The 25,242-nt window shown below is 69.2% G+C and carries 22 protein-coding genes; 14 read left to right on the top strand and 8 right to left on the bottom strand.

All coding sequences use genetic code 11. The features are described 5' to 3' along the window. Positions 1-20 precede the first annotated feature (20 nt). Positions 21-683 (bottom strand): TetR/AcrR family transcriptional regulator, encoded by a 663-nt coding sequence (locus tag ACE101_RS13240; protein ID WP_379138650.1) that lies wholly within the window; start codon positions 681-683, stop codon positions 21-23. A 392-nt stretch (positions 684-1,075) separates the two neighbouring features. On the opposite strand from ACE101_RS13240, the gene ACE101_RS13235 reads away from it, so the two are divergent. Further along, positions 1,076-3,109: an FUSC family protein gene (locus ACE101_RS13235; protein WP_379130033.1), complete on the top strand. Its 2,034-nt coding sequence runs from the start codon at positions 1,076-1,078 to the stop codon at positions 3,107-3,109. 279 nt (positions 3,110-3,388) lie between these two features. On the opposite strand, the gene ACE101_RS13230 is transcribed toward ACE101_RS13235, so the two are convergent. The 3 genes from ACE101_RS13230 to ACE101_RS13220 all read right to left on the bottom strand — a co-directional run bounded on the left by ACE101_RS13230 (position 3,389) and on the right by ACE101_RS13220 (position 12,430). Further along, the gene (locus tag ACE101_RS13230) at positions 3,389-9,694 is read right to left on the bottom strand and encodes an autotransporter outer membrane beta-barrel domain-containing protein (protein ID WP_379130031.1); all 6,306 of its coding nucleotides are present in this window, start codon (positions 9,692-9,694) and stop codon (positions 3,389-3,391) included. A gap of 412 nt (positions 9,695-10,106) precedes the next feature. After that, a complete protein-coding gene (locus ACE101_RS13225) occupies positions 10,107-11,708 on the bottom strand; it encodes an ABC-F family ATP-binding cassette domain-containing protein (protein ID WP_379130029.1) in 1,602 nt (533 codons plus the stop codon). 467 nt (positions 11,709-12,175) lie between these two features. Continuing rightward, positions 12,176-12,430 (bottom strand): hypothetical protein, encoded by a 255-nt coding sequence (locus ACE101_RS13220; protein WP_379130028.1) that lies wholly within the window; start codon positions 12,428-12,430, stop codon positions 12,176-12,178. 584 nt (positions 12,431-13,014) lie between these two features. Here ACE101_RS13220 and ACE101_RS13215 point away from each other — a divergent pair. From ACE101_RS13215 to ACE101_RS13200, 4 genes are all read left to right on the top strand, one after another. After that, entirely contained in the window at positions 13,015-13,464 is a 450-nt protein-coding gene (locus tag ACE101_RS13215; protein ID WP_379130026.1) for a phospholipase A2 family protein, read from the top strand. Between the two features lie 266 nt (positions 13,465-13,730). Next, positions 13,731-13,976: a hypothetical protein gene (locus ACE101_RS13210; RefSeq protein ID WP_379130022.1), complete on the top strand. Its 246-nt coding sequence runs from the start codon at positions 13,731-13,733 to the stop codon at positions 13,974-13,976. A 44-nt stretch (positions 13,977-14,020) separates the two neighbouring features. After that, positions 14,021-14,440 (top strand): DUF1236 domain-containing protein, encoded by a 420-nt coding sequence (locus tag ACE101_RS13205; protein ID WP_379130019.1) that lies wholly within the window; start codon positions 14,021-14,023, stop codon positions 14,438-14,440. Positions 14,441-15,061: 621 nt separating this feature from the next. Next, positions 15,062-15,388, top strand: coding sequence for a hypothetical protein (locus tag ACE101_RS13200; protein WP_379130016.1), 327 nt, complete (start codon positions 15,062-15,064; stop codon positions 15,386-15,388). A gap of 194 nt (positions 15,389-15,582) precedes the next feature. On the opposite strand, the gene ACE101_RS13195 is transcribed toward ACE101_RS13200, so the two are convergent. Next, a complete protein-coding gene (locus tag ACE101_RS13195) occupies positions 15,583-15,813 on the bottom strand; it encodes a hypothetical protein (RefSeq protein WP_379130014.1) in 231 nt (76 codons plus the stop codon). A gap of 145 nt (positions 15,814-15,958) precedes the next feature. After that, the gene (locus ACE101_RS13190; RefSeq protein ID WP_379130010.1) at positions 15,959-16,390 is read right to left on the bottom strand and encodes a MerR family transcriptional regulator; all 432 of its coding nucleotides are present in this window, start codon (positions 16,388-16,390) and stop codon (positions 15,959-15,961) included. A 487-nt stretch (positions 16,391-16,877) separates the two neighbouring features. On the opposite strand from ACE101_RS13190, the gene ACE101_RS13185 reads away from it, so the two are divergent. The 5 genes from ACE101_RS13185 (at position 16,878) to ACE101_RS13165 (ending at position 19,391) form a co-directional block, all read left to right on the top strand. Continuing rightward, positions 16,878-17,603 carry a sigma-70 family RNA polymerase sigma factor gene (locus tag ACE101_RS13185; protein WP_379130008.1) on the top strand — a complete coding sequence of 242 codons (726 nt, stop codon included), beginning with the start codon at positions 16,878-16,880 and terminating at the stop codon, positions 17,601-17,603. 252 nt (positions 17,604-17,855) lie between these two features. Beyond that, the gene (locus ACE101_RS13180) at positions 17,856-18,089 is read left to right on the top strand and encodes a hypothetical protein (protein ID WP_379130006.1); all 234 of its coding nucleotides are present in this window, start codon (positions 17,856-17,858) and stop codon (positions 18,087-18,089) included. A gap of 197 nt (positions 18,090-18,286) precedes the next feature. Continuing rightward, the gene (gene msrB / locus ACE101_RS13175) at positions 18,287-18,736 is read left to right on the top strand and encodes a peptide-methionine (R)-S-oxide reductase MsrB (RefSeq protein WP_379130003.1); all 450 of its coding nucleotides are present in this window, start codon (positions 18,287-18,289) and stop codon (positions 18,734-18,736) included. Next, entirely contained in the window at positions 18,733-19,137 is a 405-nt protein-coding gene (locus ACE101_RS13170; protein WP_379130000.1) for a hypothetical protein, read from the top strand. Before msrB ends, ACE101_RS13170 begins: the two co-directional genes overlap by 4 nt. A gap of 44 nt (positions 19,138-19,181) precedes the next feature. Continuing rightward, entirely contained in the window at positions 19,182-19,391 is a 210-nt protein-coding gene (locus ACE101_RS13165) for a hypothetical protein (protein WP_379129998.1), read from the top strand. Here ACE101_RS13165 and ACE101_RS13160 read toward each other — a convergent pair. Both ACE101_RS13160 and ACE101_RS13155 read right to left on the bottom strand, forming a co-directional pair. Continuing rightward, the gene (locus tag ACE101_RS13160) at positions 19,351-20,295 is read right to left on the bottom strand and encodes a DMT family transporter (protein WP_379129996.1); all 945 of its coding nucleotides are present in this window, start codon (positions 20,293-20,295) and stop codon (positions 19,351-19,353) included. The two genes, ACE101_RS13165 and ACE101_RS13160, sit on opposite strands and share 41 nt — an antisense overlap. Positions 20,296-20,512: 217 nt before the next feature. Further along, positions 20,513-22,201 (bottom strand): SulP family inorganic anion transporter, encoded by a 1,689-nt coding sequence (locus ACE101_RS13155; RefSeq protein WP_379129993.1) that lies wholly within the window; start codon positions 22,199-22,201, stop codon positions 20,513-20,515. Between the two features lie 296 nt (positions 22,202-22,497). On the opposite strand from ACE101_RS13155, the gene ACE101_RS13150 reads away from it, so the two are divergent. The 4 genes from ACE101_RS13150 (at position 22,498) to ACE101_RS13135 (ending at position 25,136) form a co-directional block, all read left to right on the top strand. Then, positions 22,498-22,926, top strand: a complete 429-nt coding sequence (locus tag ACE101_RS13150; RefSeq protein ID WP_379129991.1) for a hypothetical protein — start codon at positions 22,498-22,500, stop codon at positions 22,924-22,926. 228 nt (positions 22,927-23,154) lie between these two features. Beyond that, complete coding sequence (locus ACE101_RS13145; RefSeq protein WP_379138648.1) at positions 23,155-23,991, top strand: metal-dependent phosphohydrolase; 837 nt, start codon at positions 23,155-23,157, stop codon at positions 23,989-23,991. A gap of 212 nt (positions 23,992-24,203) precedes the next feature. Next, positions 24,204-24,620: a hypothetical protein gene (locus ACE101_RS13140; protein WP_379138645.1), complete on the top strand. Its 417-nt coding sequence runs from the start codon at positions 24,204-24,206 to the stop codon at positions 24,618-24,620. 96 nt (positions 24,621-24,716) lie between these two features. Next, positions 24,717-25,136, top strand: a complete 420-nt coding sequence (locus tag ACE101_RS13135) for a phospholipase A2 family protein (protein WP_379138642.1) — start codon at positions 24,717-24,719, stop codon at positions 25,134-25,136. The last annotated feature ends 106 nt before the right edge of the window (positions 25,137-25,242 follow it).

Below are 25,242 nucleotides of genomic sequence, written 5' to 3'. Positions count from 1 at the left end.
GCTCCCGGGGACTGCCCCCATCATCCGAAGAGGTAGGCGCAGAGGAGGCGCGTCATCTCGTCGATGATCGCGCCGCGCTCCTCCCTCGCCTGCGCGAAGGCCACGCCGATGAGCCGGTCTCCGGCTTCCGCCACGATGCGCAGCCGCCGGTCGAGATCCGGCGTGTCCGGAAGTCCGAACACCTCGACCATGTAGCGCTTGAGGAGGCCGACCGTGGCGCCCGCCAGCACATCCGCCGCCAGCACGGTGCGGCCGGTCCCGCAGCCGCCATACGCCAGGGTGCGAAGGTCCGGATGCGCGTCGAGGAAGGCCACGAAAGCTTGGATGAGGCGCGCCAGGAACGCCGGCCCGTTGGCGGTGGCCACGCGCGGCGCCAGTTCCTCGACCAGGGCCGCCTCGAACTCCCGGAGCCGCCGTGCCGCAACCGCCGCGCAGACGGCGCTCCGGTCGGGAAAGAAGCGGTAGAGCGCGCCCACCGACAGTTCGGCCTCCGCCGCGATCCGCGTCGTCGTGAGGTCGGACGGGAGCGTGCCGCTCGCGAGCAAACGGGATGCGGCCTCCTCGATCCGCCGCACCGTCCGGGCACTGCGGTCCTGTGCCGGAGCCCGATGGCGCGGCGAGGCGGCGGAGGCGCCGCTCGTCGCCGCGGTCTCCGGCCCGGGCGGTTGAGGCGTTCCCCGCATGGTCAAGGCCCGGCACCTCCGGCGGACGCGCCTGGGTCTCTCGACGAAACGCGAAACCTATTCATGTTCGTAGCCGCATGCCGGACCGTTCATGCGCCGGCCGCTCCACGCCGTCCCCTCCCAGGGCCGGACATGCCGGTGCTCTGCCCAGGCGGCGCGGCCTCCATGGCTGGCTTGTGCCACTCGCGCAGGCCGCCGAGTACTGCTCAGGCTTGGTGGCGCATATGCGCCCTGAGCATGCATTTTACGCAAAACGTGCGGTTACGCCATCGTGTTGCATACCGTGTGCGACAACGCACGTCGGGATGGCCGTTCCGGGCGTAGATCCCGGCCGAGGCTGCGCGACTCCTCCGCACGGCCTCGACCCCCGGGCATCCTGAGAGAGACCGATCGTGCCGATATTCGGCTGGCGAGAATGGGTCTTCGCGGCGAAGACCTGTGCGGCGTGCCTGCTCGCCCTCCTGCTCGCGTTCTGGATCGACCTGCCGCGTCCCTACTGGGCGGTGGCGACCGTCACGATCGTCGCCCAGCCCCTCGCCGGGGCCACGCGGTCGAAGGCCTTCTACCGGATCGGCGGCACCCTTGTCGGCGTCGTGGTGGCGGTGGCGCTCGTGCCCGCGCTCGTGGACGCGCCGGAACTGCTGACGCTCGCCATCGCGCTATGGACGGCGCTCTGCCTCTACCTGTCCCTCCTCGACCGCACGCCGCGGGCCTACCTCTTCATGCTGGCGGGCTACACCACCGCCCTGATCGGTTTTCCGGCCGTGAGCGACCCGGCCTCCATCTTCGACACCGCGGTCGCCCGCGCCGAGGAGATCTGCCTGGGCATCGCCTGCGCGACCCTGGTGTCGAGCCTCGTCCTGCCGCAGCCGGTGGGCAAGGCCGCGGCAGCGCGGACCGATGCGTGGCTGCGGGAGGCCGCGGCCTGGGCCAGCGAGGTCCTGTCCGGCGCGGGCGCCGATCCGGCCGTCCGGGCGCAGCGGCTGCGGCTGGCCGCCGACGCCGCCGAGATCGACGCCCTGGCGACCCACCTCGCCTTCGACGCGGGCGGCGCGGCGGCGGCCCTGTTGCGGCGGCTCCAGGCCCGCATGCTGATGCTGCTGCCGGTCCTCTCCTCGCTGGCCGACCGCATCGCGCTGCTGCAGGAGCGCGGGGGCCTGACCCCCGACCTGAAGGCCCTCCTGCGCAGCGTCGAGGCGTGGGCCGGCACCGCGACGTCGCAGGCCGAGGGAGCCGAGCTGCTGCGCGCCCGCATCCGGCAGGCGGAGCGCCCGCTCGGACGGTTCCCGACATGGACCGAGGTGATGCGCGCGAGCCTGTTGGAGCGGTTGCGCGCCTTCGTGGACATCGCGGCGGATTGCCGGACCCTGAGGGCCCAGCTGGAACGGGGAGGCGCCCTGACGCGGCCGCTGGCCTGGAAAAGCGAGTTCGACGTCCTGGTCCGCCACCGGGATCACGCCATGGCCCTGCGCTCGGCTGCGGGCGTGGTGCTCACGGTCGTGGTCTGCGCGGCCTTCTGGGTGGTCACCGCGTGGCCGGACGGGGCCACGGCCACGATGATGGCCGCGATGGTCTGCTGCCTGTTCGCCCAGCAGGACGATCCCGCGCCCGCCATCCTCTCCTTCGCCCATTGGTCGAGCCTCGCCGCGCTCGGGGCGGGGGTGCTGCAATTCGGGGTTCTGCCGCGGGTTCAGGACTTCGAGATGCTCGCGCTGGTCCTCGCCGGGCCGCTCCTGGCATGCGGCCTGATGATGGCGCGGCCGCGCACGGCCGGCGCCGGGGTGGCCGTGGCCATGAACGGGGCGATCCTGCTCGCGTTTCAGGACCGCTACACGGGCGACCTCGCCGCCTTCGCCAACACCGCCGCGGCGCTGGTGGGCGGGCTGTGGGTCGCGGCCCTGATCATGCGCCTCGTGCGCTCGATCGGCTCCGAGCAGAGCGCCCTGCGGCTGTTGCGGGCCGGCCGCGCCACGCTCGTGCAGGTGGCCCAGCACCGCGGCCGCGGCGACCGGGCCGCCTTCGCGGGCCTGATGCTGGACCGTCTCGCGCTGCTGGTGCCGCGGCTTGCGGCGGCCGCGCCGGACAGTCCGATCCGGTCGGTGGACGGCCTCGCCCAGCTGCGCACGGGCATGAACCTCATGGCCCTGCGGCGGGCGCGGCACGGGCTCGACGCGCGCGCGGTCGCAGCCGTCGATCGCGTCCTGGATGGCGTCGCGCAGCACTTCCGGGGACAGGAGGAGGAGCCGTCGCCCGCCCTCCTGGCGCGGATCGATGCCGGGCTGGAGGCGGTCGCCGGGGACCTCTCGGGTGCGGGCCGTCAGGAGGCTCTGCTCGGCCTCGCCGGCTTGCGCCACAGTCTCGACCCGGCCGCCCCGATCGACACGGCCCCCCAACTCCCGGAACGGACGCTGCCGAAGGCCATGTGATGGCCGCTCGGCCATCGCAGCCTTCACCGTCGTGACGCCGCGGGATCCTCCGCGGATGCCGATCGCCCACGACCGGACTCGCGCCCCGCGCTCCAACGCCCGGGGGTTCCCGGAGGACTTGGCCACCGCGGTCGCTGCCGCGAGCCGCACGCCCTTCGCTCACAGACGTCGCCCACAACGCGGCGCTGACCCGGAGCAGGCTTGCCTCATGCAAATCCGCTTGGCGTCTTGCTTGCGCCGCACTGCGCAGCCGAGCAGCGGCCGGTTCGAGAATGATGCTCAGAACCTGGCTTGCAGTCGAACGCTGCCGATGTGCGAGAGATAGCGGTCGCCGATCTGCGCCTGATACTCGCCCACCAGTTCAAGGCCGTTCCCGAAGCGGGCCTGCAATCCAAGACCCGCATCGCCGACGAGATCCGGGATCCGTGACACCGTCGAGAACACGCCGAGGCCGCCGCTGCCTTGGAAGCTGGCCCGCGACATGAAGTGGTCGTCCGAGAACTTCGTCAGGCCGAACTTGCCGTAGGGGCGGATCCACCGCCCATCATCGAGGTCGATCCGGCCACCGATCTCCACATTCGGGCTGAAGGCGAACATCGTCTTGTTCAGCTCGCGGATATCGAGGTTGAGCGCCTGCGCTCCGGTCTCCGAATAGGCCGGACTATGCGTGTACAGCACGTCCAGTTCGGCGGAGGGCCTGATGTACCAGCCGTCGAAGAGAAACTGGTAGCTGGCCCTCAGGCGGCCGGCCGCGGTGAACACTTCGGATTTGCTGAGGGCTCGCCAGTTGCTGCCGCCGATATCGATCGAGCGAAGGTTGTCCGACCATGCGTAGCCGAGGTTCGTCGAGACGGCGAACAGCCACGGTCCGGCTTGATGCTTGAGCGCGAGCGAGACGTCGGCGGCATCGGTCTTCGAGCCCGTCACCTTGTCCGCATCACGCAGATCGGCGCGGGTATAGGCTCCGCTCAGACCGAGGAACCAGTTCGGGACGAACTCGGTCTGCATGCCGCCCTGGTAGCTCAACGAGCTCTGTTTGAAGGCGCCGTCGTCCGGCGTCGCGAACATGGCGGAGTGGCCGGCGGCCACGCGGCCCCACACGCAGTCGCCCTCCTGCTGAAGCGTGCCCGTTCCGACGAAGGCCGGACAGCTGTTCGCGCGCGTGAGCCCCGCGCGGGCATCGGCCGCGCGGCCGTGCAGGACGTCCTGGATGGATTCCGGGTTCAGTTCGTCGAGGGCGGCCGAGTAGCTGGACCGGCTCCGGACCGCCAGGAAGTCGGAGAACACGCTGGCCTGGTTTCGGGATCCGGTGTTCCAGAGTTCCTGCAAGGCTTCCGCTGCGCTGCGCTGATCGTCGGTCAACGACATGCCGAGGGGGGAGACGAAGTTCGCCGTCGGCCTGAGGGCCAGGCTGTTTCCCGACTGGACGATGGCCCAGGATACCGGCACGGAGTCGGATTGGATCGCGGTGTTCGGGGCCGCCGCCGTCGCCGACCGGACGCTCCCGGCGGTGAGGAAGGTGTAGTCGCCGGGCAGCAGGCCCCGGATGACGGTCGGCTTCACGGTCCCCGCCAGGTCGGCCGTCCCGGTGACGGTCAGATGATCGCTGCGCAGCGCGGCGTCCGGCGCCAAGGGGTCGACGTCGACGAGCAGGCGGCCCGCCTGCATCTGAACGAAGTTCCCCGTCAGCTCCGCCCGGGCAACCTTGCCGACGCCGCCGAGATCGAGAATGCCGCTATTCTCGAACCGGCCGCCGGAGCCGAGGCCGATCGCGCCCCGGTCCGCCAGCACGATCCGTGCATCCGCGCTCTCAACACCATTGTAGACGATGTTCTGGCCCATCCCCCCGCCGATATTCATGTCGACGTTGCCGAAGATGGCGCCGTTGTTGGTCAGCGTGTTGCCGGTCCGGCCCTTGTTCGCGATGCTCGACCCGGTCATCTGAACGGCGAGACCCGAGACCGCGGAGACGGTCGATCCGGCGGCGATCGTGAGGGTCTTGGCCTTGCTGCCGTCCAGGCGAATGGCGGCGCCGGAGCCGCTGCCGCCTTGGACGGCGCCACTCAGCGCGACGTCGATGGCGCCGCTGATGCGGGCAAGGTCGATGGTTCCGTCCGCCTTCTGCACGCCGGATTGCGCAAGGACCGCGTCGGCGTTCTCGCCCGTGGCCGAGATGTTGCCCTTGACGTCGATGCCGATGTCGCCGCCGACGCCCCCGGCGGCGATCCGGCCGCGGATCGAGGAGACGACGGGCACGGCCTCCCCATCGGCGTTCGTGACGGCTCCCCCGCCGCCGCCGAGGCTCTGGGCGAAGATGCCGTGGGCCGCCTTGCCGCTCGTGGCGATGTCGAGCCGCGATCCGTTCCGCGTCGCGATGGTGATCGTGTTGCCGTTGCCGCTGGTGGCGTCGTCCCGGACGAAGCGCGGAGCGCTGCCCAATCCGTGCGAGATCGCCCCGGTGCCACCGTAGCCGCCCCCGCCGCCGATCGATTGGGCGAAGATGCCGTGGGAGGCGAAGCCGCTCGTCGCGATGGCGCTGTCGCCCGTGACGGTGATCGTCACCGTGCCGCCATGTCCGGCGACACCTCCCTTGCCGCCGATGCCGGCACCGAGTTGCAGGATGCCGGCTCCCGATCCGTTCGCCCCGAACCCGCCACCGGCGCCGATCGACTGCCCGAAGATGCCGAACGCCGCATCGCCGGAGGTCGTGATCCTCCCACGCTGGTCGACGATGACCTCACCGCCGTTGCCGCCCTTGCCGCCGCTCCCGCCGACCGACAGGTTGAGGCTCGGCTTCGGGAGAATGGTCGTGGTGTTGTCGTAGCCCGCGGTCCCGCCGCTGGCGGAGATTCCGAGCGCCTTCATCAGCGCGTCGAGCGCATCCGCGTTCGCAAGGTCGGCGTCCGTGGGCGGAACCGCGAAGTCCAGGGCCGCACCGGGCTCCGCCCGCCGCAGCGTGAAGGTTCCGCCGCCGCCGCCGACGCTCTGCGCGACGATGCCGTGCGAGGAGCCGCCGGAAGTCGTCACGGTGCCGTGATTCTTGATCGTGACCGCGCCGCCGTTCGAACTCTCGCCCCCCGCGCCACCGATCGCGAGATTCGCCGAGATCGACACGCCGTTCGAGTTCTCCGAGCCGCCGCCGATCCCGCCGCCACCGCCGACGCTCTGCGCGAAGATCCCGTAGGAGGTCGCCCCTCGGGTTTCGATCGCGCCGGTATTCGTGACGGTCACCGCCCCGCCCGCGCCGCCGATCGCGCCGCTGCCGCCGACGCTCCCGTTGAGGTTCAGGATGTTGGCGCCGGCCGTGTAGCTCGCCCCGCCGATTCCGCCGCCGCCGCCGATCGATTGGGCCAGGATGCCGAACGACGAGTCGCCCTCCGTCGAAATCGTTCCGGCATTGGAGACCTCGACCGCCGCGCCCGCGCCGCCCTTGCCCCCGGTCCCGCCGACCCCCACGGTGACACCGAGGTTGAGCGGATTCGGCTGTTTCTTGGATTTCAGTATATCCTGGTTGAATTCTTTCAACCTGTCGATGAATATCTGCTGGAGGGCGCCGATCACGACGTAGCCGCCCGTGTTGACGACCTTCTCTCCCGTCGATACATTCTTGTCGGTCGCGGCCTTGTATCCGTTGAGGACGGTTCCGCTGGAGAGCTTGAAGCGTTCCTTGAAGATCTTGAAGGCGGCGGCCTTGAATCCGCCGAGGAAGGTTCGGTCGGAGGGCTTGAGGCCTTCCTTCGTGAGTTTGAAGCCGGCCCGCGCGTCGGGGTCCTGCTTGGCGGCGGATGTGAGCGTCTTGACGCCGTCATACGTCTTGTAGGCGCCGTAGCCATCCCGGAACAACTGCCCGAGCAAGGTCCCGGTGCTCGGCGTCGCGTCGCCCCCCTCCGCCAGGGCCTGCTTGGTGAGGTCCGAGGACGGTCGGCCGGTCAACTTGGCGTAGAGCAGCTTCGTCGTTTCGATCAGGTCGGGATAGGACTTCTTCTCGCCTGCGAAGCTCCCGCCGACGCCGCCCCCGCCACCGATGCTCTGGGCCAGGATGCCGTGCGATCCGGCTTGGCTGGTCTCGATGGTGGCGTTGCCCCCGTTCTCGACCTTGACCTTGCCGCCGGCACCGCCATCGCCGCCCTGGCCGCCCGTATTGATCGTCAGCGACAGATTGCCCGAACCGCCGCCATCGAACCCGCCGCCGTTTCCGCCGCCGCCGCCGACGCTCTGGGCGACGATGGCGATCGCGTTGGAGCCCTGCGTCCTCACCGCGGCCTCGTTGGTGACGGTGACGCTGCCCCCGCTTCCGCCGCCGCCGCCGGCCCCGCCGATCCCGAGATTGTAGGTGAACGACTTGCCGAGTTCGACCGACTTGACGATCGAATCGAGATGCCCGCTCCAGGAGATCCCCGTGGCGGCGCTCGTCAGGCCGGTCGCGCCGATGCCACCGCCGCCGCCGATGCTCATCGCCGTGATGGCGGTCGCGTAATCACCCAGCGTCTCGACCGTTCCGCGGTTGAGGACGGTGACGTCGCTGCCGCGGCCGCCCCCGCCGCCCGTGCCGCCGACGCCGGCCGTGGTGGCGAAATCGAGCGAGGTCCCGATGAGGTCGGTCGTCGCCCGCGCGGTTCCGCCGATGCCGCCGCCGCCGCCGATGCTCACGGCCGCGATGCCGAAGGCGCCCGCTCCGCTCGTGGCGACCGTGGCGTCGTTGGTGACGCTGACGGCCTTGCCTTGGCCGCCATCGCCGCCGCTCCCGCCGACCGCGAGCGTCATGGTGACGGACGGCCATTGGGGAAGCGAGGTCGTGATCGCATAGGCCCGCGCCTCGGCCGCGACACCGCCGCCGCCGCCGGCCGACTGCGCGAGAATGCCGAAGGACTGGAACCCGGCGGTGGCGATGTCGGAGACGTTCTCGACGGTGACCGTGCCGCCGTCGCCCCCCTTGCCGCCCGCCCCGCCGACCGCGAGCGAGACGGTGCCGAACAGGCCGGCCGCGTTCGAGGCCGCGGTGCCGCCGACCCCGCCCGTTCCGCCGACGGATTGCGCCAGGATGCCGTAGGAGCGGTCGCCGTAAGTCGTGATGGCGCCCCGTCCGCCCGGCGCGCCGAGAACCTCGACCTGGCCGCCATTGCCGCCGCCGCCGCCGGTGCCGCCGAGCGAGACGGACAGGAACGCGCCGTAGCTCTTGCTGCCGTTGCCCGAGCCGCCCCCGCCACCGATGGATTGCGCGACGACCCCGATCGCATCATCGCCGATGGTCAGGATCCGTCCGCCCTGGCGGACCGTGACCTTCCCACCCGAGCCGCCATAGCCGCCGTCGCCGCCGGTCGAGAAGAAGAGGAACCGGCCGGTTCCCCCGTCGCCACCGCCGGTGATGCCACCCGGCACGATGCTGCGGGCCTCGAAGGCGTCCGTCGCCCGGCCGCCGCCGACGCTCTGTGCGACGATGGCGTCGGCATTGTCGCCGATGGTCGCGATCGTCCCGGTATTGGTGATGGAGACCGTGCCGCCGCCGCCGCCGGCCCCGCCATCCCCGCCGATGATCCCGCTGCCGCCGCGGCCGCCGGCGCCGCCGACGGATTGCGCCAGGATGCCGTAGGCGTACTCGCCCGTCGTGCCGATGTCGCCGGTCTGGTCGGCGGCGATGCGCCCTCCCGCGCCGCCCCGCCCGCCCCGCGACCCGGCGCCGAGCCCCTTGCCGCCGTCGCCCCCCTGGCTGAGCAGGACGGCGCCGGGCGAACTGTCGCCGACCGTCAGGACGGTCCCGGCATTCAGGAAGGTCACCGAGGGCGCGGCCGGATCATCCGACGCGCTGCCCCCGTCGCCCCCCGTGACGAAGCGGCGGTTGCCGTCGCTGCCGCGCCCGCCTCGTGCTTCCAGAATCGCGCCGGCGGCGTTGCTCCCGGTCGTCGCGAGTTCGCCTCCCGGCGAAACGGTCACCGAGACGGAGCCGGCCTCGCCCCCCTTGGCCCGCCCCACATCGTCGGGCCGGTTCGGCTGACGCCCGCCCGCGGCGCCGCCCTGGCTCACGGCCTGGATCACGGCCCGCTTGGCGGCCGTCGTGGCGGTCTCGCGCGCGATCGTGGCGGTCACCCGGCCGCCCGCGCCCCCATCCGCGGCATCCGCGTTCAGTCGGAGGCCCAGAAAGCCGGTGCCGCCGGCACCCCCGGTCGAGGACAGGTCGATCATCGCACCGGCCGCTCCGGTGTCGATGCCCTCCCGCACGCTCCCGCTCTGCAGGAAGGTGACGGCGCCGCCCCGGCCGCCCGGGGTCGCCAGCAGGCCGACCCCGCCGGCATAGCCACCCGCGCCGCCGATCGAACCGATCTGAACGGTCGGGCCGGCCCGGCCCGACGCCTCGCCGAGAAGCGTTCCGGACAGGCTGACATTCAGATCCGGCCCGGTCCCGGCCGGTCCCGCCCTTTCGTTGTTTCGCCGTCCCCCGAACCGTCCGGCCGCCGCCCCGGTTTCGACCTTGACGACGGATGTGCGCGTGCCGCCGACGTCCTCTGCCCGGGCATAGGCCGTCAGGGCGGCGAGGCTGACGCCGGTCCTGACGATCGCCCGCAGCAGGAGCCCGGTCGACCGCCGCATTTCAGGAGACATGGTTGTCGTGTTCGCGCACATGAAACGGCCCGTTCGTGTACGGGTACATTTCGCGGAATATAGCTAACGATTAATTAACGCTTCCGACAAGCTCGGTTAAATCTGCTCCCGTACTCAAGGTTATTGGCGTCATACGGTCAAATATAGTCTTTTACCTGAGATGAAATCGGCGGATTTTTATAAGTATTGGCGCGACGCATGCTTCGGAAGGCAGCCATTGTGCTGCGGGCGAGACGGGTTTCTCCGCGATCGATGAACCGATGCGGCTCATCGAGAGGCATCGATTGAAACTTCGGCTCGTTCAATCCGGGCGAACCGGCCGGCGTCGCCGATCCCGAGCGGGGCTCTCGGGCTGGTTCGTCGTCCGGGCGGGACGCCTCCTCGGCCGCGGAAGCCATGATCAGCCTGATCTGTCGACGAGATCGTCGAGGGAGAGCCACCGCGTGATCCGCAGCGCCCGGAGAAATGCCTCGTCGTGGCTGACGACGAGGAGAGCGCCATCGTATCCCGCAAGCCCGGCCTCGATGGCCTCGACGGCTTCCAGGTCGAGGTGATTCGTCGGCTCGTCGAGGATCACGAGCTGCGGGGGAGCCGCGTTGCCGAGCACGCAAGCCAGCGCTGCCCGAACCTGTTGTCCGCCGCTCAGCGCCGAGACGGGACGGTCCGCGGCGGCGGACCGGAACTGGAACCGCGCCAGGGCCGCCCGGCACCCGTTCGCGTCCTCCTCCGGGTTGAGGCGGGCGAAGTTCTCGACCACGGTCCGGTCGTGGTCGATGATCTTGAGGCGCTGGTCGAGCAGGGCCGGGCGCACGGCGACCGACACCTGCCCCGACCAGGGGGTGAGGCGGCCCGCGACGACGTCGAGCAGGGTCGACTTTCCCGATCCGTTGCGCCCGGAGATCGCGACGCGCTCCGGTCCGGTCAGCGCGAGCGACACGTCCGTCAGAACGGGCCGTCCCGGCTGATAGCCGATGGTCACGCGCGCGAGCGAGAGAACGCGCCTCTCCGCATGGAGCCCGCTCGTCGGGACGGCGACGGATACCGGCTTGACCGCCTCGATCCGGCTCCGGGCCTCCTCCAGGCCCTCGTGAGCTTCGGCGTGCTGACGCCCTGCGGCACGGGCGCTGCCTCCGGCCGTCTTCTCCGCATTGTCCCTGCGGGCGCCGACCAGGATCCGGGGCAGGTCGCCGCGCGCACCCCGACGATGTCCGGCCGCATCGCGGCGCTGCTGGCGTTCGACGGCCAGTTGGGTCCTGCGCGCGAGTTCGACCGTCCTTCTCTCGGCCACGGCGAGGTCGTGCTCGGCGGCAGCGACCTGTGCCGCCTTGGCTTGGCGGTACGCGTCGAAGTTGCCCTGGTGGCGGCGCGCGCCCGAGGGCCCGAGTTCCACGATGGCGTCCATCGCGTCCAGCAACGAGCGGTCGTGGCTGACCACGATCGCGCCCGCGCGCCAGTCGTGCAGGACCTCGCGCACCGCCTGCCGCCCGTCGCGATCGAGATCGTTGGTCGGCTCGTCGAGGAGCAGGAAATCCGGCCTTGCGAAGATCGCCGCCGCGAGTGCCGCGCGAGCGCACTGCCCGCCGGACAGGCGACACAGGGGCGTCTCGGGACTCACCGCCACGCCCATCCGGTCCAGCGCCTCCATCAGGCGCTCCTCCAGCGTCCAATCGGCCTCGGCGAGCTCATCGGCCGTGGCCGCCCCCGCTTCGGCGCGGCGGAGCAGTGCGAGGCCGGCCGTCGCGCCGAACAGGTCGGCGACCCTCTCATCGGGCGGAAGGCTCGCGAACTGACGCAGCAGCGCGATCCGTCCGCGGACGGTGACGCTGCCGCTCGCCGGCCGCAGCCGTCCCGCCATGAGGTTCAGGAGCGTGCTTTTGCCGACACCGTTGCGGCCGACGAGGCCGGTCCGCTCCTGTGCGAAGCTGGCACAGATGTCGGAGAGGACGATGCGCCCGTCAGGCGCGGACCACGTGACGTTCAGGAGCGAGAGTTGTGCTGACATGCGGTGAGGGATCCCTGGCGGCAAGGCGGTTCGGCATTGCGGTCAGGGACAGTCTCATCGGCGTCGCGGCTCCCACGGGCGGGCCTTCGATAACCTTGGCCGGGATCGCGTGCAAGAGTTGTTGGCCGGTCATTCCATAGTGAACCGGAGCCGACCCGTGGCGAGGAATGACATCCGCAAGGCCGAACTGGTCTCCGGGTCGCCTTGCATCGGTGCCGCGATTGTGGTGCGGCCGGTTGCGCTGCCGACTTTACCTTCGCATCGGCGCATGACCCGGCGCGGAAGCCTACCGAGGCGAGCGGCGCGCCGTCCGAAAGCACCACGCCGCGACCGTCCTTGGGGGCTTGCCGACTGCAGGCTTTCCTTCTCGGCCCTGCGCAGGGGACGACCGTCGCAGGCGTCGCTCCCGGCAGCACAGACGAGAAAGGGCGCCCGAAGGCGCCCTTTCGATGACCTGCCGGGTCGGCTCAGTCGTCGGAGTCCCAGTGATGATGCCGCCGGAAGCCGTAGGAGCGGTGCTCGTAGGCGCGCATCGCGGGCCGCTCCTCGAAGTGGCGGTAGAAGCGGGCGGGACGATAGCCTTCACGGACCTCGACGTGGCGGTGGCCGTAGCCCGGGCCGTAGCTGTAACCGCTGCCCCACTCATGAGCCTGAGCGGACGACGCCGCACCGACGAGTGCAGCGGTCGCGGTGATGGCAAGGGCAATCTTCTTCAAGATCATGCCTCCGTTTCAGATGCTGAACCTCCAAACGACCACTCCCCGGAAACGGTTCCGCGTGAATTCCGGCCTGGATAAACGGCGTGCAACTGCGTTCACGCGGCGTCGTTTCAGATGCGAACCTGCGTTGCTCGGTGTTGGACCTCGCTGCGGGAGTGCGCGAGGCGAGCCTGCACTGTCGGGACCCAGGGCGGTGGCACGAGCATCGGGGTTGCCGGGGCTGTTCTCGCTTGCTGGGTCCAGGTCATTCCTGCGTCCTCAACCACGAGCGCTGTTGCCGTCTCGGCCATGGTTGAGGCTCGGCCGAGCGTGGTCCCTTCTCCGCTCCGGCATCGCCGCCGAGGGCTCGGCAACGGCGAGAGAAGCCGGACCGAGACCGGCTTGGTCACCGAGACCGGTTCGGCCTTGGAACGAAGCTGCATTGTTCGGGTTGAGGCCGCCGGATCACAACCTGGACGCTCATCGTGAACAGACGTGCTGGCCTTTTTCTGCTGGTCCTTGCCGCCTCCTCGTCGGCAACCGCCGTCCTGGCCGCGGAAGGCGCTGCGGTCGTGGTCGAGGAGCCGCGGCCCGGGCCGCCTCCCCCCATGCCGGAGCTGTCCGACCCAAACGCCCGGACGGCCGGACGCGCGGACGAACTCGATGCCCGGACGGCCATCCCGCAGGTTCTGCGCAGGTCCGGCTCCCAGGCGGGCGGCCCCGCGAACGACCTCAACCCGAGCGGGCGTGACGAAGGCCCGGCCCCTCCCAGGGGCGATCTCGCGACGGTGCTGCAGGGCAAAGACCTCTTCCACGGCAATTACTGCGGCGCCGGCCAACGGGGCGAGGGCCTGGAACCCACCGACGTGCTCGACGCCGCCTGCCAGCGCCACGACGCCTGCTACGATGCAGCCGGTCATCCATCCTGTGCGTGCAACCGCACGCTCAAGCGCGAGGCGGCACTGGTCTCGGACCAGCCGGACGTTCCGCTGGAGATCCGGCGGCGAGCGCTCTCGGTCGCGGAGGCGGCCGACGCCATGCGGTGCGAGAGGCCCTGAGGCGTGAATCAGGCTGCAACCGTTTCGCGGGGTTCGTCGTTTATGCGACTATCCCATGACCCGGGAAGAGACTTATCAGAATATCATCGAGCTTGCTTTCGCAAGAATCGCTCTCTGCGCCTTCCGGATAGAGCATTTCCAGAAATTAATCCGCCATATGAGCGCCGCGTGCTCAAAGAAATATGAGGATGATCTGGAACCGGATGCCTGAAAGCGGATTATGGTTCCAGTTTGGATTGCAGACAACCTCACCAGGAGATCGACATATGCGCACCATTCTCGCCGTCAGCCTCACCGTCGCCGTCCTGACCAGCCTGTCGGGGGTCTCGATGGCCGAGGAGACCACGGTGGTTCATCGCGATCGCGCCCCGGGCGTGACCGTCGAACATCGCGGGGGCGTGGTCGAGCACCGCGACATCACCACCGGCAGCGTCGATTGCGGCTCCAAGACCATCCACAAGGAGGACGGCATGGGCAATTCCAAGACCGTCCACAAGGAAGGCTGCAACTGAGGCGGTTCGAGCCTCATCGCCGACCTGACAGGAAGGAGGATCCCATGACCCACACGTTCGTTCTCGCGGCCGCGACGGTCGCCTGTCTCGGCCTGCCGATGGCCGCGCAGGCCCAGGGCACGATCCGCGGGGCGCAGGAAGGCGCCGCGGCGGGCGCAGCCGCGGCCGGTCCGGTGGGCGGCATCGTCGGCGGAGCCGTGGGCGCGGCGACCGGCACGGTCGGCGGCATCCTGGGCGTGGACGAGCGTCCGCGCTTCCGGTCCTACGTGCGCGAGCGGCATCACCCCTCGTACCGCTACGGCGAGGATGTCCGGGTCGGGGCCGTGCTGCCCTCATCGGGCGTGACCTATTACGACGTGCCGGCCGAGTACCATGTGCGTCCCGGCTATCGCTACACGATCGTCAACGACGAGCCGGTCCTGGTGGACCCGCATAGCCGGCGGATCGTCGGGGTCATCAACTAAGCCGATTCCGCAAAAGTGGCCGCGGATTTCACGACGAAGAGAAGATTTCACGACGAAGACCTGCGGCACGCCGGCAATCGAAGCGGACGAAGCGCTGGCTTGCCGACGCCAGTCCGTTTAGCCGGCCGATCGCACCGCAAGATCCTGGGAAGCACCGGCTTCTTCAAGGCCCCGCATGTCCTGCGTGCCACGCCCGGCGAGGGATCCTTCCTCGCCGGGCTTTTCTGTCTGGTTGCGCGACGGCCGCCACCCGCCTCTGGGGCAGCCCATCTTCGTTTGGAACGATTTGGCCGCCTCGGAGCTTCCTAGGCCCACATCCGGACGCGACGACGCGCTCGGAGGCGTGAAATCAGTCGGTGCAAGCCGCACTTCCCCGAAACCGGGAGGGCGAATGACCCAAGCTGCAGAGGCGCTCTCAGCCGCGCAACGAACCATCTACGCAGCGCGAGGGCTGACGGATCTCAACCGGCGGCTGGCACGACTGAGCTGGATCGAGCGCGATGCTTTTTGGAAGGCGGTCGGGCGCGCCTACGTTGCTCGCCCGATCGACTCACCGCAGCCGGAGGAGAGTGCCGCATCGCCGCGCCGTGCTCTCCCATCACTCCTCCAGGAGGCTTGCTGATGCCGCGACCGCACGAACCTCATGCGGATGCGATCCGCACCGCGCGCCGGATCGTCGAGGAGGCCGGGACAAGGCTGGTGCAGACCGTTCGCGACGGCGACGCGCAGGCCGTCTCGGACGCGTGCCACGATCTCGTGGTTCGCATCGCTCAAGCCATCGTGGATGCCGAACGCACGACCGCGGATCAGGACCGGGGTCGAAGGGAGGCGTCACCGGACGGCACGGACGATCCGAGCGCGCATTTCCGGAGCTGGCCCGCCACGCTGTCCGGGGTGCCCACCTGGGCCTCCCTGATGATCACGGCGGCGAAGGACGATGCCCGGTGAGCCGGGCGGCGCAGATCCGATGACGGGATGCCCGCGCGGCCTCGCCGCCTGCCCGCTGCCGGCCGCATCTGCGGGGATCGAGCTCGGCGCACCGGCGCGGAACCGACGTGTGCCGCGGGTCACCGTCGCGGCAGCCCCTCGGCCGTTCCTGTTCGGGTCAGCTCTCGGCCGGCGTCCCCTGTGCCGGTGAGGCCTCAATGGCCTTCCGGATCGTCGAGCCGATTGTCCAGCACCTCACGGCCCGTGGTCGAGATCCGAATCGCGGCCCCGTCCGGATCGTGGTCGGCCCAGCCCCGTGCCACCAGGCTGGGCACGAACAGGTCGTCATCCTTGGCGAGCGCGCGCGTGCCGGACAGCTCGAACAGCGTCACCCAGCCGCCGACCAGATCGAGGAAGGTCATCAGGCGGATCTGCTCAGCCGTCATGCGGGATTCCTGTCAGGAGCGTTCGAGCGCGGCGTGAAATCCCGGGCGGCACGCCCCGGGAGCGGGATCGGCCGCGCGGAGGCGGGCTGACGGCCTCGAAACGACGGCGACGGGAGAAGCGTTCCGCATTCTCCGACGCGGCCGGTCAGGGCCGGCCCTCCGGCGCGTCCTCCATGAGGGTGTCGAGGATCGGGCAGTCCGGCCGGGCGTCGCCCGGACAGGTGCTCAGCATGCCACTGAGCGCCCGGTCGAGCCGCTGAAGGTCGGCGAGCTTCGTGCGCACCTCCGCGAGATGGTGCTCCACGATGGCCTGCACCTCGCAACAGGTGACCGCATGGCGGTCCACCAAGCTCAGCATGGCGCCGATGCTCTCGATCGGAAAGCCGAGGTCGCGGCAGCGGCGCACGAAGGTCAGCCGACGCACCGCCTCGCCATCATAGCGTCGGTGACCGGCCGGCGTGCGTGCCGGCGGGGGCACCAGCCCGATCCGCTCGTAGTAGCGAATGGTCTCCAGGTGCACACCTGTATGAGCGGCGAGCGCACCGATCGTGTAACGGCCGGCAGGACGATCTGACATACCAACGCCTTTCCCGTAACGGCTACGGATTTGAGCATGGCACAAAAATACCCCCGGCGGGACCGATCTCGATGATTGGGATCATACAACATCCTGCAAGGCATATAGAATTGCATATCTTGTATTTACGCCAAAATGATCGACATCACGAATTCGTCATGAGGAAAAATGCTGGATGTATATTGCCACAGGCCCCAAAATTAGAGCGATTAAGAAGTGCTCTTGCTGCTGCTCCGTCACCTGGGCCTGCACAGATTATAGATATTCCTAAAATTCCTGACGTAATTTAATATCTACTATAAAGTATCTTGCTTCATCAAACGCGTCAGCGATCAATTGCGCCGAAGCATAACACTCTGGAAGCACATTTTCTGATTTGACGCTGGCGCCTGTTTAATCTGCGTTCAGGATGGTTTTGACAGACCCATGCACGATCCCATGCCGGAATCCGGCATCCGATCGCCTGCGAACGCGCGCAAGAGGCATCATGGCACTTGAGAACGAGTTGCTGGCATCATCGGGCCCGGAACCCGCCGCCGGGCCACTCCGTGATCCGCGCCCTCGTCTACCCCGCTTCGTGCATGACCATCTCGGCCGCCATCTGCAAGCGGCCTACGCGGCGGTCATTGCCGACACCCAGCCGCAGACCCTGCTCGACCTCACGGCTCGCCTGGAGGCGGCGTTGGCGGGGCAAACCGAGGCATCGTCGCGCTTCCGTGACGATCTGCTGGCCGCCCTGCCTGCCCTGCGCGGCTTTGCCGTGTCCCTCACGACGAACCTCCCGCAGGCCGACGATCTCGTGCAGGAGACCATGCTGCGCGCTTGGCAGAACCAGCATCAGTTCGCGGCCGGCACCAATCTCAAGGCGTGGTTGTTCACGATCTTGCGCAATCAATTCTACACGCATAGCCGCCGCCGACGCCGTGAAGTCGAGGACGTCGACGGCAGCGCTGCCGCCCAGCTGAGCGCGCCGGCCAGTCAGGAGCACGGCGTCGAGCTGCGCGAAGTATGGGCACAGCTGGGCAAGCTGCCGGCTGCGCAACGTGAGGCGCTGCTGCTGATCGCCACCCACGGCCTGACCTACGACGCCGCGGCCGCCCTGCTGGGCTGCCAGCCCGGCACCGTGAAGAGCCGGGTCAGCCGTGCCCGCGCCACCCTGGTTCAGGCGCTCGGAACCACGGCCTCCTGGCCAATCCGCTCATCGGCGCCCTGATGCGTCCTCCGAGCCCGAGCAGGAGGATCCGATGACCGGGGACGACGATGTCGTCGGCCCGACGGCCGGTCCTCCTGCGGTTGTTGGCGCGTCCGTGAGCCGGGACGCGATCCGCCCTGCGGTCCCAGGAATTCCGCAGGTGGCGCACGGCCCCCTCGGGGGCGGAGGACCGGCCTGCATGCCGACGCAGGCTCTGACCGGCGGGGCCACGGTGGCGCAGCAGCCGGCGCAACCATCAGCGATGAGGTCTGGATGATCCAGCGGGCCGCCCCGCCGTTCGAGATGCCCGTCTATCGGGCGTATCGGCTCACCCCGGGCGGCGGCGTCCAGCCAGCCCTGATCTTGGAGGCGGAGGATGACGAGACGGCCAGGGCGATGGCGGCCCGTCTGAGCAATCCGCACGGGCTGGAGCTGTGGGAGCGGGATCGTCTGCTGGCGAGGTTCCCGCCGCGGGACCCGGCCGCCCAGGAGCGCGAGCTATCCTGACCTCGCAGCGGCAACAGATGGGTGCGCTGCGGTTGAGGTGCTTGCGGGGACGCGATCGCGCAGGAGGGATGCCGGCGCACCGGATCGGGGACGGCAAGTCGGTGCGTCGTGAGCGGTTCGGCCTCACCGGGCCCGCTCGCCGGCGCGGAGGGGAGACCTTATATTCGCATCCCGAACGACAGCGCGAAGGTCCAGACATGCCGACCTATGAGAGGAATGCCGCAGCCATCGCCAGGCTATCCCCGGAACAGTATCGCGTCACACAGCAGAATGGCACGGAGCGGCCCGGAACCGGAGAGTATTTAGGCAACAAGGAGCCGGGGATTTATGTCGATGTCGTATCGGGCGAGCCTCTCTTTGCATCGTCCGACAAATACGAATCGGGATGTGGCTGGCCGAGCTTCACGAAGCCGATCGAGCCCGCACACATTGCGGAGCTGCGCGACACCACCCACGGAATGGTTCGGACCGAGGTCCGCTCCAAGCACGGCGACAGCCATCTCGGGCACGTCTTTCCCGATGGGCCGATCGATCGCGGCGGCCTGCGTTATTGCATCAACTCGGCCTCGTTGAGGTTCATTCACCGCGACGACATGGAAGCTGAGGGTTACGGCGCCTATCTCGACCAAGTCGACGAGCGGGGGTGATCCGCATCCCGCCGCTGCCGGCGTGGCTGGAGAACGACGGCAACGCGGCCGCGGTGGGCGAGAGCCTGTTCGGCGTCGGGCGCTGGGCGCAGAACTTCGCCCATCTCGACATCGCGGCGGGTTTCGGCGGCATCATCCAGGCGGGCGAGGAGCGGAACCTGCGGCAAGGCCGGCGCGTTCGCCGGCCCGCTGCCGCCGGGCGACGAGCGGCCGACGCTGGAACTGCTCCGCACGCTCGCCGTCGCGCGGGGCATCGACGCGGGCAACGTCTCCGAACTCCTGAGCCAGCTCGATCGGAATGGCCGGCCGTCGACGAGTGGATCACGCGCGTCATACGGTTTCCGAATGATCGCTTCGCGATGCGGAAACCGGCCTCGCTCAGGCGCCGCGCGGGCTCGTGATACGGTTTCCGAAAGTGATCTTCCGGAAACCGTATCAGACCCCCTTGTCCCGCGTCGCCTCGGCCGCCCCCGCGATCCTCGACCCGCAGGCCATCGTGCTCGGCGGACGCCTGCCGACGATTCTGGCGGACCGCCTGATCCCGCAGATCGCGATCGACGGATCGGCGGCCAACCCTGATCCCCGACCACGAGCGCGCATCGCCGCGGGCATGTTCAGAGCGCTGGCCTGGGCCTTCCCAGCCGTTCGGCGATGAAGATCCCGCTCAGGACGAGCGCGAGCGCGGCGGCATTGTCCGGGCGGAAAGGCTCACCGACCAGGGCCACAGCCAGAAACGCGCCGAAGACCGGAAGCAGATTCACGAACAGACCCGCCCGGTTGGGGCCGATCAGTTCCACGCCGCGCAGGAAGCAGAGCTGGGAGACCAGCGACGGACCCAGCCCCACATACGCAACGATCATCCAGCCCGCCGGGGTGGGCCAGATTAACCCACCGCTCCGCCACTCGACCACCAGGAGCGGCAGGGAGGTCAGAAACGCCGCGATGGCCATCGCGGCGAAGAAGGTGAGCCCCGACACGGCGGGCCGCGCCCGCAGAGCCACGGTGTAGCCCGCATAGAGCAGGCACGCGACGAGCATGAAAAGGTCGCCCTGGTTGAAGGCCAGCGTGGACAGCACCGCCAGGTCGCCGTGGGTGGCGGCCACGGCCACACCGAGGAGCGTGACCAGCACGCCGGCCCCTTGCATCCACCCGACGGGGATGCGGTACACGAGGAAGCTGCCGAGCAGAACGATGACCGGGATCGCACCCTGGATCAGCGTGAGGTTGGTTGCGCTGGTGTAGCGTCCCGCGACGTAGAACAGGGCGTTGAACACGGTGTAGCCGCAGCCGCCCATGAGCAGGATGAGGCGCCAGCTCGGCAGGATGAGGCGCCATTCGCGCGTGACCTGTCGCGCGGCGAGCGGCACGAGCACGATGCAGGCCACCAGCCAGCGCAGGCTCGTCAGCGCGAACGGAGATACTTGGCCGACCGCCCATTTGCTGGCGACGGCATTGCCGGCCCAGATCATGGCCGTGACCGTCAGGAGCGCGTAGGCGGTTGCGACGGATCCCGAGCCAAGCGGACCGGATACGGTCGAGGTGGACTTCACGTGGGCCATGGCGGCCCCTATCACACCCGCCGGATGGCGTCAGGGTGGCATCGAGCGGCCCGTCACGCGGCGCTGCCGCGCCGACGATCTCGGGAAGGGCAGATCAGAGACGATTCGAGTAGCCCCATATTGCAATCATCTCAGAACGTGTTTGACTGATCCCGGCGCTTGTTTCCATCAAACGCCCCATTCCCGACCTCGTCCTGAGGCGTCGAACGATCCTCAATCAAACAGTCTCTCCGCCCGCATCGGTCTTGTGCTTCCCTTCAAGTTTATTGAAACGATCGATTGCCGCTCGAGCATTGAACAGCAACCGGTCCGGTCCGAGTTCTTGATCGAACCCCGAGCGCCTCACCATGGCGAGCACGCTCGGATTCAAGCCCACCAGCCAAAAGGTCACGCTGGAGCGCCGTGAGCCCTCCTGGAGCATGTGCAGAGCCGAGTACTCGATATCCGGAACACGGCTGAGATCGAGGGCGACCACGCGCGGCTTGTGCTTGGCGATGAGCATCCTGATTTGATCGCCGACATTCTGTGCGTTGGCAAAATAGAGGCGCCCCTCGGGGCGTATGATCAGAAGACCCTCGAACGTCTCGTCATCCGGGTGCTCCGGCGAGAGCGGACGCAGGAAGTCCGCTCCGCGCTTGCGGCCGATCGCCGAGACCCTGGGCTGCGCCGTCTGGAGGGCGAGTCCGGCCAGCGAGAGCGCGATCGCGACGACGATCCCCTGGAGCGTGCCGAAGACGAGCACCCCGACGGCCGCGATGATCGCCCACCAGAACTCCATCCGCCGGACTTTCAGGATGGCCCGGAACTCCGCCGGCTGGATCAGGCCGACGGAATACGCGATGACCACCGCCGCCAGGGTCGCGTGCGGCAGCAGGCCCAGGACCGGCGCCAGAACCATCATCGTGGCGAGGGCTGCCGCCGCCGTGACGAGCGAAGCCATCTGGGTGCGGCCTCCGGCGGCCCGGACGACGCCGGTCTGGGAGGTCCCGCCGCCGGCCGGCATGGCTCCCAGGAAGGCACCCCCCAGGTTGGCCGCTCCCGTGGCGACGAGTTCGCGATTGGCATTGATGGGCGGATCACCCGGCGTCACGAAGGCCCGCGCCGCGGCGATGCTCTCCGCGAAGCTCATGAGCGCGATGCCCACGGCGCCGGGCAGGAGTCCCTGGATGAGCGCGGGATCGGGCACGGTCAGGGCAGGAAGACCGGAGGGAATGCTCCCCACGATCGCGACGCCCCGGGCATTCAGGCCGATGAGCCACGAGGCGGCGATCGCGGCCGCGACCGTGATGAGCGGGGCTGGCGAGTGGGGCCTGAGGCGCTCCATGCCGACGAGCGCGGCCAGCGTACACCCGCCGACGGCCAAGGTCGGCAGCGATGTGTCGGAGAGATGCCGGGCGATACTCGCCGCGTCGGCGAAGAACGATTCCTTGACGATGTGAAGGCCGAGAAGTTTGGGAACCTGGTCCAGCAGGATCACGAGACCGATCCCGGCCTTGAAACCGGTCAGAACCGGCACCGAGATGAAGTTGGCGACGAAGCCGAGCTTGATCAGCCGTGCTGCGAGGAGCAGCGCACCGACGAGAGCCGTCAGCGTCGCCACCACGACGGGAAGCTTCGCAGGATCGGCGCCCGGCGCGGCGATCCCGAGTTCGGCGCCCGTCAGGATCGCGAGCGTGGTCGTCGAGCTCACGCTCAGCACGCGGGACGAACCCAGCAGGCCGTAGACGATGACGGGGACGAAGGCCGTGTAAAGGCCGACCACCACCGGCAATCCGGCCACGGTCGCATAGGCCATTGCCTTGGGCAGGACGATGGCGGCGGCGGTGAGCCCTGCGACGAGGTCGAAGCGAAACCCCGGCGGCACACGAGGCCGTGAACCTCGCTTCGTCAAGTCATGGTCTTCCATCTGGGGCGCCTCCACATCGGGGGCGGACACTCGCCCGAGGGTGGCATTCCGTGCCGGCTACGATACATGATCGGCTTCGCCCTTGTCGTTCCGTCCAACGGACTACGCCCTGTCGCTGCCTGCCGGACAAGCTTGCATCCGCCATGCTGTCCCGTCGGATCAAGCCGCATCGATGATACGGACTAGCATGGCGATGGCGGGACGGCCGTCTCTCTCGTTTTGAGAGCAGTTGCCTTCATTGCATCGAGAGAGGGTCGTTCACTTCGACTGCAATTGACCGTTTGGGAGGCCGATCCATGAAGCGGCTAATCTTGTCGGCGGCAGCGATCGCCGCTCTGATCTCAACCAGCGTCGTGGCGGAGGCCCGGGGCTTCCGTGGCGGTGGCGGCGGGTTCCGCGGGGGTGGATTCCAGGGGGCGGGCTTCCGCGGCGGCGGCTCCCTCGGCGGGGTCCGGGGTGGCATCGGACGCCCGGGCTGGGGAGCCGCCGGACCGATCGCGGGACGGCCCGGTTGGGGGGCGGGGCGGCCGATCGCGGGGCGGCCCGGCTGGGGCTATGGCGGCTACGGCCGGTACGGATACGGCTATCGCCCCTATGGCTACGGGCTGGCCGCGGCCGGGGTCGGCGCCGCTGCCGGATATGCCCTGACCAACGCGGCGCCTTACGGTGATTGCGGGCCTTACGCCTATTACGATGCGTATGCGGGGGGCTGCACGCCCTACTGAATGCTGCCCCGGACGCGATCGCGCCGTGAGGCGCGGCGCGCCGGCCCGGTTTGGACGCCTGCCGACATCCGGCACGGTGATGGGGCGCCCTGCTCGCGGATCGGTCCGGCTCGCTCCGACATCGCCGGGAGCAAGGGCGCTTGCGCCGGCCGCCGGCGTTCGAATGAGCCGGACGAGGCGAGCTGGCGGCAGCGCGGAGAGGCTCGTCCGAGAGCGAGAGTGCCCCGCATGATCACGATCGCTCATCTCACCTCGCGGGCGCTCGGCGATCATCTCACCGCCGAACTCCAGAGCACGTTCGGCTCCAGTCAGGCGCCGCTCGCCGAGAAGGTCGGCGCAGCGGCGCGGCTCGCTCTCGAATGCTTGGCGAATTCCGACGCGCTCTACCACGACATGGAGCACACGCTCCTCGTCACGCAGGTCGGCCTCGACATCCTGCGTGGCAAGACCTTGCTCGAACCCGTCACCCCCGCGGACTGGGCCCACCTGCTGGTTGCCTGCCTCATGCACGACATCGGCTACGTGCGGGGCATTCTGAGCGGCGACAGCGCCGCGGAGGGATACATCGTCGACGACGCCGGCCATCGTGTCGTGCTGCCACGCGGCGCGTCCGACGCGGCATTGACGGCCTATCACGTCGACCGATCCAAGCTGTTCGTATCGGCCCGGATTGGCCAATCGGATCAGCTGGACGCGGACCGCATCATCCGCGCCATCGAGCAAACCCGCTTCCCGGCCAAGCCCGGCAATCCCGGCAGCCATCCGGAGGATGAGGTCTGCCTGGTCCGGGCCGCGGATCTGATCGGGCAGATGGGTGACCCTCTGTATCTCCGCAAGGCGAATGCGCTCTTCCACGAATTCGAGGAGGCCGGCACCAACGCCGCCCTGGGCTACACGTCGCCCGCCGATCTGGTGGAGCGCTACCCGGAATTCTTCTGGCAGAGCGTGTCCTCGCATCTGAAGGGCGCGCTCAAGTACCTGGAGGTGACCGTGAGCGGACGGCAATGGATCGCCGGCCTCCAGGCCAACGTGTTCCGGGCAGAACATTCGACCATCCACGGGTAGGCAAACAGGCGCTGAGGGCCGTCGACGACGCGTGCAGCACGGCCCGGCACGGCGGCGCCGGCGCCCCGATCCCATCTGTCCTGTTCAATCAAGCATCCGGGAAGCCGAACATTATCGTTCTGGCCTGAAGAGTGGATGCGACGACGGCCATGTCATCCGCACTCGCTTGCGGATGGCCAGGACTGGCCGGTTCGTGGGCGATGGAGATGATCATGAAGCGCTTCATCATCGCAGCCTCCGCCATGGCCGCCCTGATGCTGACCAGCGTCGCCGCCGAGGCACGCGGCTTCCGCGGCGGTGGAGGGTTCCGGGGCGGCGGCTTTCATGGGGGCGGCTTCCGCGCCGCAGGTGTCCGCGGTGGCGGGTTCCACGGGCGACAGGTGGCGGGCGTGCGGGGCGGGTATCGCGGCGGCTACGCCTACCGGGGCGGGGCGGTCGGCCGCTACGGCTATGGCCGGTACGGACGCGGCTACGGTGCTTACGGCTATCGCTATCGTCCCTACGGGTACGGGCTGGCGGCCGGCGCAGTCGGGGCGGCGGCGGCAGCGGGCTACTACGGGGCCACGTCCGGCGGATGCGGTCCCTATCGCTACTGGGACTCCTATGCGGGCCTGTGCCGCCCGTACTGAGTGCGCGCCGTCGAAACCGGAGAGACACGACCCGATGCCGGCGTGATCGGGCGCGACGCCGAAGGCTCCGTGCAAAGGCTCCGTGGAGGAATCGTCATGTCCGCCAGAACGACTGCCCTCCTGCTCACCGCGTGGCTGATCTCGCCGGCGCAGGCGCAGTCGGACGGATATGCGCGGGCGCCGCAGCTGCTCGTGCACGGGAACTATTGCGGCCTGGGAAGCCGGGCACCGCTTCCACCCGTCGACGCGCTTGATGCGGCCTGCGCACGCCACGACGCCTGCACCCCCGTGGGCGGCCTCCCGTCCCGCGGGTGCAATGTCCGCCTCGTCCGGGAGGCGGATCGGATCTCCCGCGATCCGTTCCAACCCGACGACGTCAGGACCGCAGCCGGCTTCATCGCCTTCGGCGCCTCGGTGCTGCCGTACAATCCCGCGCCTCCGGCCGTGTATGTCGGTGTTCCGGTGTGGCCGGATCCCGACGCCTCTCGGCGCGTGCGCGCCGGATACGCGTATTAGAGCGGTTTCCGGCGAAGTGGATCCCGGTTCGTCGCAGACGATGAAGTAGGATCAAACACCGAGAGCAGCACCCGGTTGCCGCGCGATCGGGCGCTGCTCTGGCCCG

The organism is Methylobacterium carpenticola (assembly GCF_042748905.1).
Lineage (GTDB): Bacteria > Pseudomonadota > Alphaproteobacteria > Rhizobiales > Beijerinckiaceae > Methylobacterium > Methylobacterium carpenticola.
This window is presented reverse-complemented; position numbering and strand designations above follow the sequence as displayed.

What these genes read in the sequence shown, in the direction of transcription:
- ACE101_RS13205 (WP_379130019.1), top strand. Translation starts at nt 14,021, where the DNA reads ATGACCCACACGTTCGTTCTCGCGGCCGCGACGGTCGCCTGTCTCGGC.
- ACE101_RS13190 (WP_379130010.1), bottom strand. Translation starts at nt 16,390, where the DNA reads ATGTCAGATCGTCCTGCCGGCCGTTACACGATCGGTGCGCTCGCCGCT.
- ACE101_RS13145 (WP_379138648.1), top strand. Translation starts at nt 23,155, where the DNA reads ATGATCACGATCGCTCATCTCACCTCGCGGGCGCTCGGCGATCATCTC.
- ACE101_RS13240 (WP_379138650.1), bottom strand. Translation starts at nt 683, where the DNA reads ATGCGGGGAACGCCTCAACCGCCCGGGCCGGAGACCGCGGCGACGAGC.
- ACE101_RS13200 (WP_379130016.1), top strand. Translation starts at nt 15,062, where the DNA reads ATGCCGCGACCGCACGAACCTCATGCGGATGCGATCCGCACCGCGCGC.
- ACE101_RS13215 (WP_379130026.1), top strand. Translation starts at nt 13,015, where the DNA reads ATGCCGGAGCTGTCCGACCCAAACGCCCGGACGGCCGGACGCGCGGAC.
- ACE101_RS13230 (WP_379130031.1), bottom strand. Translation starts at nt 9,694, where the DNA reads ATGCGGCGGTCGACCGGGCTCCTGCTGCGGGCGATCGTCAGGACCGGC.
- msrB (WP_379130003.1), top strand. Translation starts at nt 18,287, where the DNA reads ATGCCGACCTATGAGAGGAATGCCGCAGCCATCGCCAGGCTATCCCCG.
- ACE101_RS13150 (WP_379129991.1), top strand. Translation starts at nt 22,498, where the DNA reads ATGAAGCGGCTAATCTTGTCGGCGGCAGCGATCGCCGCTCTGATCTCA.
- ACE101_RS13220 (WP_379130028.1), bottom strand. Translation starts at nt 12,430, where the DNA reads ATGATCTTGAAGAAGATTGCCCTTGCCATCACCGCGACCGCTGCACTC.
- ACE101_RS13180 (WP_379130006.1), top strand. Translation starts at nt 17,856, where the DNA reads ATGATCCAGCGGGCCGCCCCGCCGTTCGAGATGCCCGTCTATCGGGCG.
- ACE101_RS13140 (WP_379138645.1), top strand. Translation starts at nt 24,204, where the DNA reads ATGAAGCGCTTCATCATCGCAGCCTCCGCCATGGCCGCCCTGATGCTG.
- ACE101_RS13160 (WP_379129996.1), bottom strand. Translation starts at nt 20,295, where the DNA reads ATGGCCCACGTGAAGTCCACCTCGACCGTATCCGGTCCGCTTGGCTCG.
- ACE101_RS13155 (WP_379129993.1), bottom strand. Translation starts at nt 22,201, where the DNA reads ATGGAAGACCATGACTTGACGAAGCGAGGTTCACGGCCTCGTGTGCCG.
- ACE101_RS13210 (WP_379130022.1), top strand. Translation starts at nt 13,731, where the DNA reads ATGCGCACCATTCTCGCCGTCAGCCTCACCGTCGCCGTCCTGACCAGC.
- ACE101_RS13185 (WP_379130008.1), top strand. Translation starts at nt 16,878, where the DNA reads ATGGCACTTGAGAACGAGTTGCTGGCATCATCGGGCCCGGAACCCGCC.
- ACE101_RS13135 (WP_379138642.1), top strand. Translation starts at nt 24,717, where the DNA reads ATGTCCGCCAGAACGACTGCCCTCCTGCTCACCGCGTGGCTGATCTCG.
- ACE101_RS13195 (WP_379130014.1), bottom strand. Translation starts at nt 15,813, where the DNA reads ATGACGGCTGAGCAGATCCGCCTGATGACCTTCCTCGATCTGGTCGGC.
- ACE101_RS13225 (WP_379130029.1), bottom strand. Translation starts at nt 11,708, where the DNA reads ATGTCAGCACAACTCTCGCTCCTGAACGTCACGTGGTCCGCGCCTGAC.